Raw genomic sequence first — 19967 nt, forward strand, 5'->3', positions numbered from 1 at the left:
TCAGTCCCCTCATTAGATTCCGTCGAGTAGTTCTCTAACTTCTGTGGTGTACGAACTACCCGTTCCATTCCCCGCACCCACCAAAAAAATGACTTGCTCTGAAGGAAGGTTGACCTCTAAAAGTTCATTTATTTCTTTATCATGAAAGTAACCGGTCAGCCAAGGATGTAAGCCAAGCGCCGTAATTAATAAATTTGCTGTTTGTGATAAATGTCCAACGTCCAACAACATTGGGCGATAGGCGCGGGAGTGGGGGTATTTCCACCAGAGCTTGTCAAAGCGAGAAGTAAAAAAATTGCGAATGCTAAGTTGTTAGCCCAATGCTGGCCGCATAAATAAGTAGATATTACTTCAGGTGGAAGGTCGCGTACCTTCTCCAGAGTATGCTGTTCACTTATATAATGATAAATGCCGGGAGCAAGATCCTCTACATTTCGCACCCATACATAACCCTCCGTCGCTTGTAAGCCTCCGGCCGAAGGTGATGTTCTTCTAAAACCGAATTTTTGAGCGCCAGTCGGAGCGTCGTAATCGGTCTCTTTCTTATCCGCTAAAGTCCCATACAGTATGGTTGCCAGTGATAATATTGATACTGAAGTGTCAAAAAAATCTCGGCAGGTATGACGCGCCAAAAGCGTCTCCCAAAGACTCGCTTCTTTAATAGCCGAAAGGTTTTGGGGGTGGTAATAATGTCTTTTCTCCTCCTTTTATTAAAGAAATGTTTGGTTCGTTTTTATGAATTGACTTGCAAAAGTTTAAGTAGCTTTTGGCATATTCAATGTACATTTCAGGTTTGTCTGGGGTTGGCGAATTCGGGTGAGACGTCCCAATATGGAATATTTTTGATAGCACGTCCCAGCCCCATTCATCTGCTGGTTTCACTTCATACAGTACCCCGGAGGTGTCTATGGATATGTCATCGGCTGTATCCGATACGAAATCGCCTGCGGAAAAACTCACTAATCGCTCAAATTCTCTTGTGCTTATTTGGTATTGGACGTGATTTCTATAGTCCCACAAATAAGCTGCGCCATCTTTAAGCACTAAAAATATGTCGTTCGAGAGCCATTTTTTTTCGCCGTACACATAGCCGCCTGACCACCCGTGAGTGAGGTTCATTTTTAGTGGCTGCCTGAGCCGAGCCCAGGCGGTACATCGTTATTTAATCGCTAGCTTTCTGCTATCGGAGGCTTCGATAACGCTACCCCCATCGTTGGGAATAAATTTGTAGTGAGGTACAGTCACCGTCTTAATTGAGAAGTGAGGGGTCTGATACGCGTCGTTTGACTGATTGTTGAGCGTCGGTTCTATAATTACACGTTTCATATATAGTTCCTCTGTGTTGGTGCCTTCGCGGATTTGCGATGCACTTAAACCATATGAAGGCTTATTGTGAATGTCAATTTGTATTTTTTTAGTTGTATTGTTTTTTAGCTGAGTCTTTGTGTGTTTTTGTAGTGAGTTGTCGGATAGTTCTGATTGGTATTTCCCACATCTCGCTCCATCGCGGATATCTAAAAATGCTGATTAGTACACAAGACTGTAATATCCAGTTGCATATACGCCGAAGATTCGGTTTTCGTTGTGGTTCACATGTTTTTCTTAGCGAGTGCTCAATTCAGAGCGTCCAGTCGGGGACTCCAAGTGCGGCGTATGGAATGTCTACGTTGATATTGACCTGTATCTGGGGTTTACCCTGGTGGTCATGAATGCCGTGCTGGGGGTAACTCCTCGAAGATCCAGCCGATCTTTAAGGGAGCGCTGTACCAGCGCTCAGCAAAATCTAGTACAGCGCTTAAATCCTGGGCAACAGGCATAAAAAATCCGGATTTCTGCAGCTGTGTGCGGGTTCGCAGACCGAGGATACGAGGAACGCGGCAGACCCGAAGATCTCCACACACGGCTACCACAAAATAAACGCTGGGTGCAAAAGCGCTCGTCGTTTAGCGCGATGGCTGAGTGTCAGTCGCGGGAAATACTGGTTGACACACCGCCATCGCGGGCAGGTCCTGCTCCTATAGGGTTAATGGCTGTTGAAGAGGTGGGAATAGCCTCTGACGCCATCGGGCATTACGTGTTCGAATCGAGGCCGATCCGCTCACTCATGATCAATATCCAGCTTGTCGAACGTCACCTTCGCGCCTTCCTTGCTGTCCCCGCTGTTGTCCTGCACATAGGCGCCGGCCTTGAAGTACAGCGGTTTGGCGCCCCATGCCGCGCCGATGCGCTCGTTCCATTCGCCATCGGCGGCATACACGCTGAGTAATCCGGCCTTGTTGAGGTTGATTACGTAGGTGAAGCTCTTGTCCAACGGCACGTTGGAGGCGACGGTGATCACGCGGCTTTCGTCCTCATCCGGGCGCATGCGCACTTTGGCGACGATGTTGCCGGTCTGGGTCTTTTCCTTGAATTGGTACTCGAGCTTGATCAGCGGTTTCTGGCTGTCATACGCGTGAATCTGGCCAATGACGATCTTGCCGCTGGAGGGCACCTGGTTGACGGCCAGGGTGGCGCGCAGAAAATTGTCGGCGTCGGGGTAGGTCCAGTTGCGCAAGCGGCCGTCGGCGTAGGTTTCGCGCAATTCGCTGCGGGGGTAGATCGCGTTCTCGGTGCGCGTGCCGGTGACGGGTGTCCAGAATTGCACGTTGCTGCCTTCGGCCTGGAAGTATTGGTCCTTGAAGCCGCTAAGCAGTTTAGGCGTGTCGATGGTCGCGGGGGGCGAGCCGACGGGAATGCTCAGGTTCCAAGTGGAGAGGTCAATCATGGCGTAGGCCTTTTACAGAAGGGTGTAGGCTATGGCCCTCAGGGCCAGTCAGGTTCTTTATAGGTGCTGTGCAGCGGATTGTTAAACAATTGCTGGCAATTTATTGGCGCCAAATGAATGCCAAAAAGCCATGTTGCCCATGAACCGTGGGTTGCAGGCACTGACCGTTAGTCGGCTTCCTGAAAATTGGCGCAATGATGGCACCGAGGTTACTTCTGCTTTTCCAGAACCGGGGCTAGAGTGAGGCCTCAGTGTTTGTCCGGGTTTTCTCTCAGAAATGACCGGAGCAGCGATCTAAGGAAGAGACGTAGCATGGAATGCGCTCCACACCACGGCGATGGCAGTTCGGTTCTTCTGGTGGTCGACGACTACCCGGAAAACCTGATCAGCATGCGTGCGCTTTTGCAGCGTGAGGATTGGCACGTGGTAACCGCCGCTTCCGGTGTGGAAGCCCTGGAGTTGCTGCTGCAGCACGATGTCGACCTGGTATTGCTGGACGTGATGATGCCGGGCATGGATGGCTTTGAAGTCGCCCGCCTGATGCGCGGCAGCCAGCGCACCCGCATGACCCCGATCATCTTTCTGAGCGCCAACGCCCAATCGCCCGCCGCCGTGCTGGAAGGCTACGCCAGTGGCGCCATCGATTACCTGTTCAAGCCGTTCGACCCGCATATTCTCAAGCCCAAGGTCCAGGCACTGCTGGAGCACCAGCGTAATCGCCGCGCCTTGCAGCGCCTGAGCCATGACTTGGAGTCGGCTCGCGCGTTCAACGCCTCGGTGCTCGACAACGCCGCCGAAGGCATCCTGGTGGTGGGCGAAGAAGGCGTGATCCAGTACGCCAATCCGGCCATTTCGCGCTTACTCAATGCGACGCTCAACGAATTGCAGGGCCAGACGTTCCTGAGCTTTTTGCAAAAGCCCCACGTGCCCAGCTGGTTGGATTCGCAGATGTACGCCGGTTATCGCACCGGCCAGACCTGGCGCCTGCACGACGCCATGCTGCGCACCGGCCGCGGGCAGCAGGTGCCCGTGGCGTTGTCCTGCGCCCCATTGCCGTCCGAGCAGAAGGCTATGGTGGTGACCGTGCTGGATATGTCTGAAGTGCGCCACCTGCACCAGCAACTGGAGTTCCAGGCCGTTACCGACCCGCTCACCGGCCTGCTCAACCGTCGTGGGTTCTACCAGGCCGTGGAAAGCACCCTGTCGCGCAGCGAGCGCGTCGAGCAATCTCTGGTGCTGCTGTACCTGGACCTCGACGGCTTCAAGCGGGTCAACGACTCCCTGGGCCATGACGCGGGCGACCGGGTACTGCGCTGGGTATCGGAACAACTGCAAGGTTGCCTGCGTTCCTACGACATTGTCGGACGCATGGGCGGCGATGAATTTACCGCATTGCTGGAGCTGGACTTCCCTGAGCAGGCGGCGAAAATTTCGGAAAAACTGATCGAACGGGTGTCAGTCTGCCAACAGGTCGACGGTTTGGATGTGATGCTCGGCGTGAGTATTGGTATCGCCACGTTTCCTGACTGCGGCTCGGATTTGAATGGTCTGCTGCGCGCCGCTGATATTGCGATGTACGAAGCCAAGCGCGCCGGGCGTCAGCAATATCGCTATTTCGACCAGGAAATGAACGGCCGGGCCCGCTCGCGTCTGATGCTTGAAGACAGCGTGCGCACGGCCATTGAAAACAAAGAATTCATCCTGGTCTACCAACCGCAGGTGTCGTTGGAGGACGGGCGTCTGCGCGGCGTCGAGGCGTTGTTGCGTTGGCAGCACCCTAGTGTCGGCGACGTGCCGCCGGGGCTTTTCCTGCCGCTGCTGGAAGAGGCGCGGCTGATCAGCCAATTGAGCATCTGGATCTACCAGCAGGTCGCCGCACAGCGCCAGGCCTGGCACACCACCTTCGACGAGGAGCTGGTGCTGAGTGTGAGTCTGAGCAGCAGCCAGTTCAATATGCCCAACCTGGCCAATCAACTGCAGCAGATGCTGGAGCGCTACGGCTTGCAAGGGCGGCAGTTGGAGGTGGAAATCGGGGAGGACTGCCTGATGAGTAACCGTGAGGAGGCCATCAAACAGCTTAAGTTGCTGCGCCGCATTGGTGTGCGTATCGCCCTGGATGACTTTGGCTCCGGCCAGTGTTCCCTGGCGCACCTGCGTGATCTGGAATTCGACACCTTGAAGCTCGACCCCAAATTGGTGGCGCGTCTGCCGGGCTCGGCACGGGACGCGGCAATGGCGCGCAGCATTATCGAGTTGTGCGGGCATTTCGAGGTGCTGGTGGTGGCCGAAGGTGTGGAAACCCAGGAGCAGGCCCAATGGCTCAAAGCCCAGGGCTGCACGTTTATCCAGGGGCCATGGGCGGCGCAGCCGTTGATAGCCGAGGATGTCGCCGACTGGTCCCGCACCCGCGCACGTTGAATTGGTACACTGGCGCCCTTCAAATCTTGTTGCAGACCCTCATGACCGCGCTGAAATACCTCCAGGCCTACCCGGTTGCACTACAGGAGCAAGTGCGTCAGATGATCGCCACTGACCAGTTGGGCAATTATCTGGAGCAGCGTTATCCCGAGCGCCACGCGGTGCAGAGCGACAAGGCCTTGTACGCCTACGCGCTGGCCTTGAAGCAGGAACACCTGCGCAACGCGCCGGCCATCGACAAGGTCCTGTTCGATAACCGCCTGGACCTGACCCACCGCGCCCTCGGCCTGCACACCACGATTTCAAGGGTGCAGGGCGGCAACCTCAAGGCCAAGAAAGAAATCCGCATCGCCGCCTTGTTCAAAGAGGCCGCACCGGAATTTCTGCGCATGATCGTGGTGCATGAACTGGCGCACTTCAAAGAATCGGACCACAACAAGGCGTTCTATAAACTCTGCCAATACATGATGCCGGACTACCATCAGGTGGAATTCGACCTGCGGGTCTACCTCACGTATCGCGACCTGCTGGGCAAACCCTGACCGCACAAGGCCAATGACCATGGATGTGAGCAAGACCAAAAGCAGTTTCTACCGTCGCCTCTACGTCGCCTACCTGATCGACAGCGGCCAGGCCAGCAACGTACCGGCGCTGACCGACGCGACCGGCATGCCCCGGCGCACGGCCCAGGACACGATAGCGGCGCTCGCCGACCTGGATATTGTGTGTGAGTTCGAGCAGGAGGATGGCGCGCGTAACCATGCCGGGTGCTATCGGATTCGTAACTGGGGCGCGATTGATCGGCGCTGGATCGAGGCCAACCTGGCGTCGATCAAGCGCGTGCTGGGTTATCCCTGAGGGCTTTCTCCGGTGCGCCGCATGCCGATATGAGGAATGTCGTCCTCCAGGTATTCCTCTCCCGCCACCACGAACCCGTACCGCCCGTAGTAACCCTGTAAGTGCGCCTGGGCTGACAGAAAGATCGGGGTTTCAGGCCAGATATCGTCAATCTGCTTGAGGGTTTCTTCCATCATCCGATGGCCTAACCCGGTGCCTCGCGCCAGTGGGGCGATAATCACTCGGCCGATTACCACATCGCCGCCCTGGGACTCCGGGTCCAGCAGGCGCAGGTAGGCCACCAGCTTATCGTCCCGCCAGCCCATCAGGTGGTAGGTGTCACCGCTCAGGTCCTGGTCATCGATGTCCTGGTAGACGCATTTCTGCTCAACCACGAACACTTCGTTACGCAACCGCAGGATGGCGTAAAGCTGCTCCTTGCCCAGGTCATTATGGTGCTTGCAGACCCAATCAACAGTCATGGTGTGTTCTCGCTCGAATGTCTGTGCTTGATAGTAAGCGCGGCGGGCGGCTCTGTCTAAATGGTCTATTGTTGAGGATGAGGTCAATTAGCCACTATTGAGTGCGTGCCCCAGCCGTTTCTTTGTGTAATCTGAGCTACTGTTAACACCTCAGGTCTTGCCTGAGCTAAGCCCGCCAAGGATTTTGAGCATGCCGCGATTGTCTCGTGCCGTTGCTTTAATTGGAGTGTTGCTGCTGGCTCAACCGGCGTTTGCACAGCGTCTGCGCCTGGTCGCGGACGCCTGGCCACCCTTTACCGATGCCACGCTGATCAACGGCGGACTGGCCACCGACATCGTCACCACCGCCCTGGCCCGCGCCGGGTACGCCAGTGATTTCGAACAGGTGCCCTGGGCGCGTGCGTTGATGGGCATAGGCGATGGGCGTTATGACGTGCTGATCAATGCCTGGTACGACGAGGCGCGTACACAGCTGGGAGAATTCTCCAACGAATACCTGCTCAACCGCGTGCGCTTCATCAAGCGCCGCGACGACCCCATCGATTACCAGACGCTTGAGCAACTGCATGACGAACCCATCGCGGTGGTGCGCGGTTATGCCTACTCCGCGGCGTTCGACGGGGACACGCAGTTGCAGAAAGTGCCGGTGCATAACTTCGCCATGGCCGTGCGCATGCTGGCGGCGCAGCGAGTGCGGCTGACGGTGGAGGACGAGTATGTCGCGCGCTATTACCTGGCCCGTGAATCACCCCGGGTGCGCAATGCCATAGAGTTCCTGCCCAAGCCGCTGACTGAAAACAGCCTGCACATTCTGGTCAGCCTCAAGCACCCCGAACATGCACAGATCGTAGCGGGCTTTGACCGGGAGATAGCCAGAATGAAGGCCGATGGCAGTTACGAACGATTAATGAAGGCCCATGGCATGTAAGGCCTAAGCCGCGCGAGTGTCCTTGATCAAATGCGCGGCCAATGTGCGCAGCGGCCCCAATTGCCGACAAATCAGCGCCAGCTGCGTTTGCACCAAGCGCTGCCCTTCGTCGATCTCATCCGGCATTTGCTCCAGGTCCGCCGCCAAGGCCTCCTCGGCATCGCTCTGAATCGCAATCGGCTGCTTGTTCGCCAGCCCCGTGGCGATTTCATCAATGCTCGCCGCCAGGCTATTGCCGGCGCCGTCGATCAGGTGTTCACGCACTTCGGCGGGCAGTTGCGTGTCACGGTGCGCGCCAAGCCCCGACAAATAGCTGAGCAAGGTGTGCGACAGCACCAGGAAGCGAAAGCCTACGTCGGCTTCTTTGCGAAAGTGCCCCGGCTCCATCAGCATGTTGGCCAAGGTGGTGGACAGCGCCGCATCGGCGTTGTGCGCGTTGCGCCTGGCCAGGCGATAGGCCAGGTCGTCGCTCTTGCCGGCGGCGTACTGCTGCATGATCTGCCGCAGGTAGATGCTGTTGCAGGTCAGGGTGTTGGCCAGCACTTTGTTCAGACGCCGGCCCTGCCAGTCCGGCAGGAACAGGAACACCGCCAGGCCCGCGATCAGACTGCCAAGCAGGGTATCGAACAGCCGTGGCAGGAATAATCCGTAGCCATCGCCCACCTGGTTGAAGCAAAACAGCACCATCAGCGTGATCGCCGCGGTGGCCAGGGTATAGCGGGTGGTACGGTTGATAAAGAACACCAGGCCGGCGGCGATGGCGAACATCGATTGCACCAGCGGGCTGGGGAACAGATCGAACAGCGCCCAGGCCACGGTCAGGCCGATGGCGGTGCCGACGATCCGTTGGCCGAGCTTGCGCCGTGTGGCGCCATAGTTGGGCTGGCACACGAACAGAGTGGTGAGGATGATCCAATAACCCTGGGACGCGTGAATCGCGTGCAAGGTGCCGTAGCCGACGGTCAGCGCCAACGACAGGCGCAATGCGTGGCGGAACAGCAACGAGGTCGGGGTCAGTTGAGTACGCAGCCGCGTCCACATTTCCTTGAGGTTGCGCGGGGCGCGATCGAGCAGGTTGCTGTCGGTGGCATCGGCCAGGGCGTCAGGGTTGCTGGCGTCGCCGAGCAGGCGGTCGAGGGTCGACAGGTTGGCCGCCAGGGCGCGCAACGAGCGCAGCAGGCCCCGCCAGGCCGGGTTGCTCTGGATGCGCAGGTGTTCCAGGGAGGCATTCAGGTCACCCAGGGCCTCGGCGAAGCTGTCATCGTAGACGAACGGCTGGCGCAACTGGATTGATTCGGCGAGGGCCTGGCAGGCCTTGCCTTGCTGGCGTAACAGGCGCTGGCAGCGGAACAGCACGTCGCTGTGGAAAAACGCTTCGGCCAGGGCGTTGTAGGGATAGTGCGAAGAACTGGCGCGCTCGTGGATGTCCTGGGCCAGGAAGTACAACTTCAGGTAGCGGCTGACCTTCGAACCCGGGCGACCATTGCCCACGCGGTGCAGGATGATTTCCTTGGCCGCATTCAGCGCAGCGACTACGCGACCGTTCTGCTGGGCCAGTTCCAGGCGACGGGCTTCTACATCCAATTGGCGGATCGGTTCGAACAGCGACGATTTGAGCTTGAGGTAACGACCCAACTCGCGGAACAAGCGCGCCAGGCTCTGTTGCACCGGCTGGTTGGAAAACAACACCTGCCACAGCACCGACAACGCGCCATACCAGGCGGCGCCGGCCACCAGCAGCAGCGGTTCGTGCCAGAAGTCCGACACCGCGCCACCACGCTGGTCCACGCCGATCATGGTGTAGACCGACAGAATCAGCGTCGCCGAGGCAATCGCGCCGTAACGCTCGCCAAGGGCGCCGAGCATGGTCAGGCAGAAGCTCGCCAGCGCCAGGGCAATCGCGAACAACCAAGGGTAGGGAAACAGCAATTCCACCGACAGCGCGGCGATGCTGAAGCACACCAGCGTCACCGCCAGGGCATTGAGGCGCCCTTGCCAGCTGTCGTCGGTCTCGGCCAGGGCGCTGGCGATAATCCCCAGGAACAGCGGGATCAGCAGGGTCATTTCATCCTGATACCAGCACAGCGCCATGCTGCCGGTGAGGGCGATGAATACCCGAACGCTATAGCTGAATTTATCCAGCGCCCATAGGCGCCGCATGGACTGCTTGAACGAGGTCGATGACATGAAGGCTGGGGTCTTCCGGGACGATGCCGCTAAATTGAGGCAGTAAGGACGCCACGGCAAGCGTGGTGATCACATCTCACAGCAAATTATTCCCCAGGCACACTAATAAGTGGGGAGGGGGCAAGCACCCTTACACATTGTTGATCCGGTCTCGTCAGACGTATTGCGCGGCGGCGTAGCCCGATGCCCACGCCCACTGGAAGTTAAACCCGCCCAAATGCCCGGTCACATCCAGCACTTCCCCAATAAAGTACAGCCCCGGGCTTTTCAGCGACTCCATGGTCTTGGACGAGACTTCCCGCGTGTCTACACCGCCCAGCGTCACCTCGGCGGTGCGATAGCCTTCGGTGCCGGCGGGCACCAGCTGCCAGCTCGACAACTTCTGCGCAATGTCGGCGACTTCGGCATGGGTGTATTGCTTCATCGGCTTGGACGCGAACCAGGTGTCCGCCAGCAGGGTGGCCATTTTCTTGGTGAAGATCTCGCCCAGCAGCGTTTTCAACTCGCTGTTCGGCCGTTCGACCTGTTGTTGTTGCAGCCAGGTGTGGGCGTCGTGGTCGGGCAGCAGGTTGATCTCGACCGTGTCGCCCGGCTCCCAGTACGAGGAAATCTGCAGGATCGCCGGCCCGCTCAGGCCGCGATGAGTAAACAGCAGGTTCTCGCGAAAACTCTGGCCGTTGCAGCTGGCCACGCAGTCCACAGAAGTGCCGGACAACTCGGTACACAGTGCCTTGAGCTGGTCGGTGATGGTGAACGGCACCAATCCGGCGCGGGTCGGCAGCAGTTCATGACCGAATTGCCTGGCCACCTGATAGCCGAACCCGGTGGCGCCCAGGGTTGGGATCGACAGGCCGCCGGTGGCGATTACCAGGGATTCACAGCGCAGCTGACCGAGGGTGGTCTGCAACTGATAACCGCTGTCGAGCCTGGCGATTTCCTGGATGGAGGTGTCCAGGTGCAGGCTCACGCCGGTCTGGATGCACTCATCGAGCAGCATGCCGAGGATGTCGCTGGATTTGTTATCGCAGAACAGCTGGCCGAGCTTCTTCTCGTGGTACGGCACGCCGTGCTTGGCCACCAGGCCGATGAAATCCCACTGGGTGTAGCGAGCCAGGGCGGATTTGCAGAAATGTGCGTTGTGCGAGAGAAAATTGGCCGGCTCGGTGTACATATTGGTGAAATTGCAGCGGCCACCACCGGACATCAGGATCTTTTTGCCGGCCTTGTTCGCATGATCGATCAGCATCACCTTGCGCCCACGCCCGGCGGCGGTCAGTGCGCACATCAAGCCTGCGGCGCCGGCGCCAATGATCACAACTTCGGTCGAGCGCACAGCAATGTCCTCACAAATACGGGTCTGAAATGCAATCAAAACTGTAGGAGGGGGCAAGCCCCCTCCTACATTGGATCTTCATATAGGTCGCAGATCGGGTTACAGGATCCGCACGCGCAACGAGCGGCCCTTGATCTTGCCGTCGTTCAAACGCTGCAACGCCTGCTTGGCGATGCCGCGTTCCACGGCTACGAACGCCTGGAAATCAAAGATCGCGATCTTGCCGACCTGGGCGCCGGGGATGCCGGCTTCGCCGGTCAGCGCGCCGAGGATGTCGCCTGGACGAACCTTGTCCTTGCGGCCCGCGGCAATGCACAGGGTGCTCATCTGCGGCAGCAGTGGACCACCGCTTTGCGGCTTGAGGTTGTCCAGTTGGTCCCAGTTCAGCGGCGATTTCTGCAGCTGCTCGATGGCCTGGGCACGGTGCGCCTCGGACGGCGCTACCAGGCTGATGGCAATCCCGGTCTCACCGGCGCGACCGGTACGGCCGACGCGGTGGATGTGGATTTCCGAGTCGCGGGCCAGTTCGACGTTGATCACCATGTCCAGCGAGTCGATGTCCAGGCCCCGTGCGGCGACGTCGGTCGCCACCAGCACCGAGGTGCTGCGGTTGGCGAACATCGCCAGAACCTGGTCACGGTCGCGCTGTTCCAGGTCGCCGTGCAGGCCGACGGCGGAGATGCCCTTGGCTGTCAGGTGGTCGACGGTCTCCTGCACCTGCTGCTTGGTAAAGCAGAACGCCACGCACGAGGCCGGACGGAAGTGCGCCAGGACTTTGGTCACCGCGTCCATGCGCTCTTCCGGGGAGATCTCGTAGAAACGCTGCTCGATCTGATCGTCGGAGTGGAACGCTTCGGCCTTCACTTGCTGCGGCGCGCGCATGAACTTGGATGCCAGTTGCTTGATGCTCACCGGGTAGGTGGCCGAGAACAGCAGGGTCTGGCGGCGCGGCGGAGTCTTGCTGATGATGTCTTCGATGGCGTCGTAGAAACCCATGTCGAGCATGCGGTCGGCTTCATCGAGGATCAGCGTGTTCAAGCCGTCCAGCACCAGCGAACCCTTGCGCAAATGCTGCTGGATGCGGCCCGGAGTGCCGACGATCACGTGGGCGCCGTGTTCCAGGGAGGCGATCTGTGGGCCGAGGGACACGCCGCCGCACAGGGTCAGCACCTTGATGTTGTCTTCGGCGCGGGCCAGGCGACGGATTTCCTTGGCCACCTGGTCGGCCAGCTCGCGGGTCGGGCACATCACCAGCGCCTGGCAACCGAAGTAACGCGGGTTGATCGGGTTCAACAGGCCGATGCCGAAGGCGGCGGTCTTGCCGCTGCCGGTCTTGGCCTGGGCAATCAGGTCCAGCCCCTTGAGGATCACCGGCAAGCTTTGCGCCTGGATCTGCGTCATCTCGACATAACCCAGCGAGTCGAGGTTAGCCAGCATGGCGGCGGACAGGGGCAAAGTATTAAAAGCGGTGGCGATGGTAGTCACGGGACTGGCTCTGCAAAACAAAATGTCGCGCAGTGTAGCAGCCCCCCGTAGGTTTTTTCGCATGGTTCAGACGAGGGGATGGGGGGCAGCGGCAAGTTATGAGCGGCAAGCGGCAAGCTTGAAGCTTTTCTTGCAGCTTCAAGCTTGCCGCTTGAGGCTGCCTTTAGGCTCCAGTTGCAGGAAGATCGCCGCCGCCAGCATTGCCATGACGCCCACGGTGAGGAAGGTCAACTGGAACGCGCCGAGCACGCTGTTGACGCCGTCGTTGCCGGCTTCGGCGGTGAACCCGCCCAGCAGCGCACCGGCGCAGGCCACGCCGAGGCTCAGGGACAGTTGCGCCACCACCGACAGCAGGCTGTTGCCGCTGCTGGCCTGGGCATCGTCAAGGTCGATCAGGGTCACGGTGTTCATCGCGGTGAACTGCAGGGAGTTGATCGCCCCGAGCACTGCCAGCATGCCCAGCAGCAGAGGGTAGGGTGTCTGCTCGCTGACCAGGCCCATGCTCGCCAGCATGATGCCCAGCGCCAATGTGTTGCCGGTCAGCACCACCCGATAGCCCAGGCGTTCGATCAGCGGCCGCGCCACGGACTTGGCGAACATCGCGGCCGCCGCCAACGGCAGCATGCTCATGCCCGCCTGCGACGGCGAATACCCCAGCGCCACCTGCAACAGCAGCGGCACCAGGAACGGCAGCGCGCCGCTGCCCAGGCGCGCGAACAGGTTGCCCAGAATGCCCACGGCAAAGGTGCGGGTCTTGAACAACACCGGCGAGAACAGCGGGTTGTCGATATGCCCGGCGCGCAGCCAGTACGCCGCCAGGCACGCCAGCCCGCCGAACAGCAGCAACATCACCCGCAGATGCGGCAGGTGCAGTTCGCCCAGGCCCTCCATGGCGATGGTGATCAGCACCATCGCCGCACCAAACAGCACAAAACCCAACCCGTCAAAGCGCGTGCGTTCACTGCCGCGCAGGTCCGGGATGAATTTCCACACGGCATAGCACCCGAGTATGCCCACCGGCAGGTTGATCAGAAAGATCCAGTGCCAGGTCAGGTATTGCACCATCCAGCCGCCCATGGTCGGGCCAAGCAGCGGGCCGAGCAGGCCAGGGATGGTAATGAAGCCCATGATCCGCACCAGCTCGGAGCGCGGGTAGGCGCGCAGCACCACCAGGCGCCCCACCGGCAGCATCAGTGCGCCGCCCAAACCCTGCACCACGCGCGCGCCCACCAGCATGGTCAGGCTGCTGGACAGCGCACACAGCAGCGAGCCGATGCTGAACAGCATGATCGCGCCGAAGAAAATCTTCTTGGTGCCGAAACGGTCGGCGATCCAACCCGACGCCGGGATCAGCAAGGCGACGGTGAGCATGTAGGCGATCACCACCCCCTGCATGCGCAACGGGTTTTCCGCGAGATCCCGGGCCATGGCCGGCAGGGCGGTGTTCAGAATCGTCCCATCCAGCGACTGCATGAAGAAGGCAATCGCCACCACCCAGGGGAGCCATCGGGCGGTCTTGGCATCGAGAGGGGCGCGATCGGGCATGGGGGACCTTTTGTCAGCCGGCTATGTGTCGGCGATTATGCGCCATCCGTGGCGCCTTTTCCCACTGGCGGTTCGTCTAAATCCGACAACACCGCGTGCTTGCCCACCAGGAAATCCAACAGCGCGCGATGCACCGCCAGGGCGGCTTCGCGCGATTCCAGATCCAGCAGGTGACCGGTGTGTTGCGCCACCGAATAACTGCTGCGCCCCACATACTGCTTGAACAGTTGAGCGTCGGCAGCGGGGGTGTATTCGTCCAGCGCGCCGTTGAGGAAATGCACCGGCGTTTCGATTTGCCGCAGCGCCGGCAGGTAGTTGCCGTCGCCCATCGCCATTACCTGGTGGATATGAAAGCGCGCCTGGCGGTACTCGGTGGTCGCCATGCTCGACAGGTGCCGATGGTTGTTGCGCTTGAGGCGCGGCGACAAGTATTTGCCCACCGTTTCGTTGAGCAAATGGCCGACGGCGGACTTGTCATCGGCCTCGATCAGCACGCGCACGCGCTCCACGTAGTCGAGCATGGCCTGGTTGAGGTTGGGCGCCAGCGCCATCACTACCGAGCTTTTGATGGAGGGTGGGTTATGCGCCAGGGTCAGCAGGGTGGAAATGCCACCCCAGGAGGCCGACACCAGATGGTTGACCTCGAAGCGCTCCACCAGCGCCCGCAGGATCTGCACTTCGTCGTCCTTGGTGACCAGGTCGAGGTTGAGGTTGTGTTCGCGCGAATAACCGGAGAACGGCAGGTCGAACAGCAGCACATTAAAGTGCTCGGCCAGGCACTTGCCGGTACGCGCAAAGGAACGCGTGGTGGCGAGCGCTCCGTTGACCAGCAGGACGGTGTTCTTGTGTGGATCGTTTCCCAGTCGCTCTACGTGGACGTTGTAGTGCTTGTACAGCTGTTCAATGACAAAACTTCCATGGTTCATGTCAACGCTCCAGCTTGTCCTTCCCCGGACAAGGTCATGCAGTGCGTGCAGGCACGCGGGCGAGGTGGCGGGATGCCACTAACCCTTATAACGAGGTTTTCCACAGGCGACAACAGGCCGCCCGCGCGCACGGTGCGCAAGAGAAATGACCGTAGGAACGGGTAAAACCGAGCTGTCTGAAATCAGCACAAGACAATGTGTGAAGGGGCTCGCCCCCGGTAGCGGTGTCAGTCAATCAGTGCGTGGCTGATACACCGCTATCGGGAGCAGGCTCCTTCCCACAGGGAGGTATTTACAACGTCAGGGTCAGGCGCTTTATCAGCGCCCCCGGTAACAGATTGGAAGCGGTGTTGCGCTGACCGTAGGTACTGGGTGACAGCAGTAACTCTCGCTCGGCGGTCAGTGCTTCCAATTGGGAACCGAGCAGGCTGTAGACGCTGTCATCAAAGCGCATGGTGCTGACGGGCGCCTTGATCTCGCCGTCCTCCACCCAGAACGTGGCGAAGCGTGTCATGCCGGTCAGGCGTGCGGCCGGCAGGTCCGAGTAGTTCAGGTACCACAGGTTGCTGATATACAACCCGGTGCCCAGCTGCTTGAGAATATCGGCCTGGGCCAGGCTTCCCGCCGCCATTTGCAGGGCGCTGGGGGATTCGTCGCTGCTGGCACCGTTGGCGCTCAGGCCGTATTCGGCGGCGCTGCGCGAATTGACCAGTTGGCCGCAGGCCTTGCCGGCGTTGATCAGCGTCACGTCGCTGCGCGGGTAGCCCTCTGTGGAGAACGCCTGGCTCAGGGAGCCGCTGATCTGTTCGCTTACCGTCACCAGCGGGCTCAGGTGTTGCTCACCGGCGTACAGCCGTTGCAGCGAGCTGCCTTTGCTGGCGATGGCTTGGGCGGAGAACCCGCCCCAGGTGATGATGCTGATGATTTCTTCCAGCGCGGCGGGCGCCAGGTAGGCGCGGTACTGGCCGGGCGGCAACGGGTGCAGCGCACGGTCGAGGAATGCCAATTGCTCGCGCGCCTGCTGCAGGCGCGCGGCGAATTCGACGCTGTCCCAGGTGTGCCCGGCATAGCTGGCTTTGACCGCTTCGCCATTGGCATGGAACAGGCTGAAATCGAAGTTGAAGCTATTGGCCTGGTGCCAGCCGAACGCTCCGTTTGAACTGGCAAAGCCACGACTGATAGGGCCGGCGGCATAGATGCCGACCAGGTCAACACCGTCGGCGGCCTGGCTGATGTCTTGCAGCACCCGAGCCAGCTCGGGCAACGGCCGAGCCTGCTCATTGCTGCTTTGCCAGGCGGTGGGGTTGAGCAGCAGGTACGGGTCCTGCGGCAACAACGGCAAGGTTTCGCGCAGTTGCTGCAAACCTTCGGCGAGGCGCTGACGGTCCAGCGCAGGTTCGCCGGCCAGGGTGATGGCGAGGTCGGCATGCCGGCCGTCGCTGATCAGTTTCAGATTGAGGCTGGCCTGCTGCACCTGCCCTGCCTGGCGCACCTTGGCATGATTGAAACGCACGAACTCGGAGGCTTCCGCCGCGTAGCCGAGGTGAAATTGTTCCTGGTCGGTGAGGGCCTGCTTGAGCCACTCCACCAATGCCTTGAAATCATGCATCAGGCAGCTCCCCCGAATACGTCGACATGTCTGAATACGCAGGCCGGCGAGGCATGGCCGACGCGGATCACCTGGTTGGGCTCGCCCTTGCCGCAGTTGGGCGTGCCCAGCACCTGAAAGGTACTGGCGTCGCCCACCGCGCTGAGGTTGCGCCAGAATTGCGCGGAAATGGCGCGGTAGTTGGGGTTCTTGACCACGCCTTTGAGTTCGCCGTTTTCGATCAACTGGCCCCATTCGCAGCCGAACTGGAACTTGTTGCGCGCGTCGTCAATGGACCACGAACGGTTGGTCGACATCAGGATGCCGCTTTCGATACCACCAATCAGCTGTGCCAGGCTCTGGTCGCCGGCCTCGATATTCAGGTTGGCCATGCGGTCGATCGGTGGGCGGTTCCAACTGCTGGCGCGGCTGTTGGCCACACCGCCCATGCCGGCGCGCAATTGCGACAACGCCCCGCCCAGCGGCTTGAGCAACAAGCCTTCGCGGATCAGGAATTGTTTGCTGGCGCGGGTGCCGTCGTCGTCATGGCTGTAGCTGGCGAGCTGTTCGGGGATGTTTGGGTCGAACGTCACGTTGAGCAGGCTGGAGCCGTATTGCAGGTGGCCGAAGTCGCTGGCTTTGACGAAACTGGTGCCGGCGTAATTGCGCTCGTCGCCGAGGATGCGGTCCAGCTCCAGCGGATGGCCGATGGACTCGTGGATCTGCAGGATCATCTGGTCGGGCATCAGCAGCAGGTCGCGCGGGCCCTGGGGCGTATTGGGCGCCAGCAGCAGTTGCAGGGCTTCGTCGGCCACCCGTGGCGCGGCGCCGATCAGGCCGAAGCGGCTGATCACGTCATAACCGCCTTGCTGGCCGAAGTTGCTGCCGCCCAGGGTGCGGGTCTGGCTGTCATTGCTGTCGTAGGCGGTGACGCTCACGCCAGGGAACACAAAACGCTGAGCCTGGCGCAGCTCGGCGCCGGCGCTGTTGAGGTAGATCTGCTCGACGTGGGTCAGGCCGAGGCTGACGTCCCAACTGACCAGGCGATCGTCTTTCGGCACGGCGGCAGACTCGTCGCCCAGCAGTTGGTAGCAGTCGCTCAGGGAAGGGAAGGGCTGGTCGAGTTCGGGAGACAGGTAGTCGGCAACGTCGCTGGACGCGTGCTGGTCGCGCAGGTCGAGCAGCGCATGGGACTTGATCAGCAGGGCCTGTTGTTCGGCGCGTTCAAGAGCGGCTTGCAGGCCGGCCAGGGAAATATCGTGGGTCGCGGCGTAGGCTTCCACACCGTTGAGACGCACGGTGAGCATGACGCCCTCGTCGTGGTTCAGGTGCGGTGGTTCGGCGACATTCTTGCGCACCGACAGGTACTGGCCGGATTCGCGCACGTAGCGCAGGGAGAAGAAGTCGGCGGTGGTGCGCAGGGCACCGAAATGTTTTTTGAGTGTGGCGTGGTGGTCGAACATGGGGCCTTCCTTGTGGGCGGCTCGGTGCGGGCAGGCAACAGAGTAGGCCCGGGCTGGGGGCTGATCAAGGAAAGGTGATTCTTTGTGACAAGTGCCCCTGTGGCGAGCGGGCTTGTCCCGCGCTGGGCTGCGCAGCGGCCCCAAAAATCTTGGGAGCGCTACGCACTCCAGCGCGGGGCAAGCCCGCTCGCCACAGGGAGTGGGTTACTGCGCAGTCGGCCCCACTTCACGCAACGGCTTGCCACGCACCGGCGCGTCGCCCGCCACGTAGTAGTCGGCGGTGCTGCGCGGCAGCGGCTGGCGGCCACGGATCTTGTCGGCGATTTTCTCGGCGATCATGATCGTCGGCGCGTTCAAGTTGCCGGTGGTGATGATCGGCATGATCGACGCGTCGACTACACGCAGACCTTGCATGCCATGCACGCGGCCTTCGGCGTCCACCACCGCCATCTCGTCGGTGCCCATCTTGCACGAGCAGGACGGGTGGAACGCGGTTTCGGCGTGCTCGCGGATGAACTTATCCAGTTGCTCGTCGGTTTGCACGTCGATGCCTGGGCTGATTTCGCGCCCACGGTAAGGGTCCAGCGCCGGCTGCTGCATGATTTCCCGGGTCAGGCGGATGCCGTCGCGGAATTCCTGCCAGTCCTGTTCGGTGGCCATGTAGTTGAAGAGGATGCTCGGGTAGTCCCGTGGGTTCTTCGACTTCAGCTGGACGCGGCCGCGGCTCGGCGAGCGCATGGAACCCATGTGCGCCTGGAAACCGTGCTCTTTCACACCGTTGCTGCCGTTGTAGTTAATCGCCACCGGCAGGAAGTGGTACTGGATGTTCGGCCATTCGAACTCTTCACGGGTACGGATAAACCCGCCCGCTTCGAACTGGTTGCTGGCGCCGATACCGGTGCCGTTGAACAGCCATTCGGCACCGATGGCCGGCTGGTTGTACCAGAGCAGCGACGGGTACAGCGATACTGGCTGGGTGCAGGCGTATTGCAGGTACAGCTCAAGGTGATCCTGCAGGTTTTCGCCGACGCCGGGCAGGTCGTGGACCACAGGGATATCCAGGCTTTCCAGCAATTTGGCCGGGCCGACGCCGGAGCGTTGCAGCAACTGCGGCGAGGCGATGGCGCCGCTGCATACCAGCACTTCCTTGCGCGCGCGGGCTTCAACGCGTTCTTCGGCGGCGCCGATCAGGTAACGCACGCCCACCGCGCGCTTGCCTTCGAACAAGACTTTGTCGGTGAGGGCGTGAGTGACGATGGTCAGCGTCGAACGCTTTTTAGCCGTGTCCAGGTAACCGCGTGCAGTGCTGGCGCGACGGCCATTCGGCGTGACGGTACGGTCCATGGGGCCGAAACCTTCCTGCTGGTAACCGTTCAAGTCTTCGGTACGCGGGTAGCCGGCCTGCACGCCGGCTTCGACCATGGCGTGGAACAGCGGGTTATTGCCGGCCTTGGGCGTGGTCACGCTGACCGGACCGTCGCCACCGTGGTAATCGTTGGGGCCGATATCGCGGGTTTCGGCCTTGCGGAAGTACGGCAGGCAGTCGAGGTAGGTCCAGTTTTCCAGACCCGGCAGCTTTGCCCAGTTGTCGTAGTCCATGGCGTTGCCACGGATGTAGCACATGCCGTTGATCAGCGACGAGCCACCCAGGCCCTTGCCGCGACCGCATTCCATCCGGCGGCCGTCCATGTGCGGCTCCGGATCCGTCTCGTAGGCCCAGTTGTAGCGACGACCCTGCAGCGGGAACGCCAGGGCGGCCGGCATCTGGGTACGGAAATCCAGACGATAATCGGGGCCGCCGGCTTCCAGCAGCAGGACGGTGACGCCTTCGTCTTCGGTCAGGCGGGTTGCTAAAGTGTTGCCCGCAGAACCTGCGCCAACAATGATGTAGTCGTATTCTTGAGTCATGGGGTCTCCTTTAGAGCGGCAAGCTCTAAGCTTCAAGCTGCAAGAAAGAGCAGCGAGCGGTGTATCTGGGAGGTGCGGCGAGCTTGCAGCTTGAAGCTCGCCG

At 60.4% G+C, this 19967-nt stretch carries 16 protein-coding genes; 4 read left to right on the forward strand and 12 right to left on the reverse strand.

Features of this window, described 5'->3' with window-relative positions:
* Window positions 1-12 precede the first annotated feature (12 nt).
* The 3 genes from G7025_RS27160 to G7025_RS19260 all read right to left on the reverse strand — a co-directional run bounded on the left by G7025_RS27160 (window position 13) and on the right by G7025_RS19260 (window position 2764).
* A complete protein-coding gene (locus G7025_RS27160) occupies window positions 13-303 on the reverse strand; it encodes a nitroreductase family protein (protein WP_375139343.1) in 291 nt (96 codons plus the stop codon).
* Window positions 304-657: 354 nt separating this feature from the next.
* On the reverse strand, window positions 658-1119 hold the full coding sequence (locus G7025_RS19255) for a hypothetical protein (RefSeq protein ID WP_181080685.1): 462 nt from the start codon (window positions 1117-1119) through the stop codon (window positions 658-660).
* Window positions 1120-2098: 979 nt separating this feature from the next.
* Window positions 2099-2764: a polysaccharide lyase family 7 protein gene (locus tag G7025_RS19260; RefSeq protein ID WP_181080686.1), complete on the reverse strand. Its 666-nt coding sequence runs from the start codon at window positions 2762-2764 to the stop codon at window positions 2099-2101.
* 312 nt (window positions 2765-3076) lie between these two features.
* Between G7025_RS19260 and G7025_RS19265 the strand changes: the two genes are divergently transcribed.
* The 3 genes from G7025_RS19265 to G7025_RS19275 are packed head-to-tail and all read left to right on the forward strand — an operon-like array spanning window position 3077 to window position 6040.
* The gene (locus tag G7025_RS19265) at window positions 3077-5182 is read left to right on the forward strand and encodes a putative bifunctional diguanylate cyclase/phosphodiesterase (protein ID WP_181080687.1); all 2106 of its coding nucleotides are present in this window, start codon (window positions 3077-3079) and stop codon (window positions 5180-5182) included.
* A gap of 41 nt (window positions 5183-5223) precedes the next feature.
* Window positions 5224-5724: a M48 metallopeptidase family protein gene (locus tag G7025_RS19270; protein WP_181080688.1), complete on the forward strand. Its 501-nt coding sequence runs from the start codon at window positions 5224-5226 to the stop codon at window positions 5722-5724.
* Window positions 5725-5743: 19 nt separating this feature from the next.
* On the forward strand, window positions 5744-6040 hold the full coding sequence (locus G7025_RS19275) for a winged helix-turn-helix domain-containing protein (protein WP_181080689.1): 297 nt from the start codon (window positions 5744-5746) through the stop codon (window positions 6038-6040).
* On the opposite strand, the gene G7025_RS19280 is transcribed toward G7025_RS19275, so the two are convergent.
* A complete protein-coding gene (locus G7025_RS19280) occupies window positions 6031-6501 on the reverse strand; it encodes a GNAT family N-acetyltransferase (protein WP_181080690.1) in 471 nt (156 codons plus the stop codon). The two genes, G7025_RS19275 and G7025_RS19280, sit on opposite strands and share 10 nt — an antisense overlap.
* A 190-nt stretch (window positions 6502-6691) precedes the next feature.
* Between G7025_RS19280 and G7025_RS19285 the strand changes: the two genes are divergently transcribed.
* Entirely contained in the window at window positions 6692-7429 is a 738-nt protein-coding gene (locus G7025_RS19285; RefSeq protein WP_181080691.1) for a substrate-binding periplasmic protein, read from the forward strand.
* Window positions 7430-7432: 3 nt separating this feature from the next.
* Here the strand turns inward: G7025_RS19285 and yccS are convergent, their stop codons facing one another.
* The 8 genes from yccS to betA form a co-directional block, all read right to left on the reverse strand.
* Window positions 7433-9616: a YccS family putative transporter gene (gene yccS, locus G7025_RS19290; RefSeq protein WP_181080692.1), complete on the reverse strand. Its 2184-nt coding sequence runs from the start codon at window positions 9614-9616 to the stop codon at window positions 7433-7435.
* 154 nt (window positions 9617-9770) lie between these two features.
* On the reverse strand, window positions 9771-10949 hold the full coding sequence (locus G7025_RS19295; protein ID WP_181080693.1) for a BaiN/RdsA family NAD(P)/FAD-dependent oxidoreductase: 1179 nt from the start codon (window positions 10947-10949) through the stop codon (window positions 9771-9773).
* A gap of 99 nt (window positions 10950-11048) precedes the next feature.
* Window positions 11049-12386, reverse strand: a complete 1338-nt coding sequence (gene dbpA / locus G7025_RS19300; protein ID WP_232289440.1) for an ATP-dependent RNA helicase DbpA — start codon at window positions 12384-12386, stop codon at window positions 11049-11051.
* 186 nt (window positions 12387-12572) lie between these two features.
* The gene (mdtD, locus tag G7025_RS19305) at window positions 12573-13979 is read right to left on the reverse strand and encodes a multidrug transporter subunit MdtD (RefSeq protein ID WP_181080694.1); all 1407 of its coding nucleotides are present in this window, start codon (window positions 13977-13979) and stop codon (window positions 12573-12575) included.
* Window positions 13980-14014: 35 nt separating this feature from the next.
* Window positions 14015-14905, reverse strand: a complete 891-nt coding sequence (locus G7025_RS19310) for an alpha/beta fold hydrolase (RefSeq protein WP_181080695.1) — start codon at window positions 14903-14905, stop codon at window positions 14015-14017.
* 292 nt (window positions 14906-15197) lie between these two features.
* Window positions 15198-16514, reverse strand: a complete 1317-nt coding sequence (locus G7025_RS19315; RefSeq protein WP_181080696.1) for a TldD/PmbA family protein — start codon at window positions 16512-16514, stop codon at window positions 15198-15200.
* Window positions 16514-17956, reverse strand: a complete 1443-nt coding sequence (locus tag G7025_RS19320; RefSeq protein WP_181080697.1) for a TldD/PmbA family protein — start codon at window positions 17954-17956, stop codon at window positions 16514-16516. The genes G7025_RS19315 and G7025_RS19320 overlap by 1 nt, the downstream gene beginning before the upstream one ends.
* Before the next feature lie 204 nt (window positions 17957-18160).
* Entirely contained in the window at window positions 18161-19864 is a 1704-nt protein-coding gene (gene betA / locus G7025_RS19325; protein ID WP_181080698.1) for a choline dehydrogenase, read from the reverse strand.
* Between the last annotated feature and the right edge of the window lie 103 nt (window positions 19865-19967).

Source organism: Pseudomonas lurida (assembly GCF_013522705.1).
Taxonomy (GTDB): domain Bacteria; phylum Pseudomonadota; class Gammaproteobacteria; order Pseudomonadales; family Pseudomonadaceae; genus Aquipseudomonas; species Aquipseudomonas quebecensis.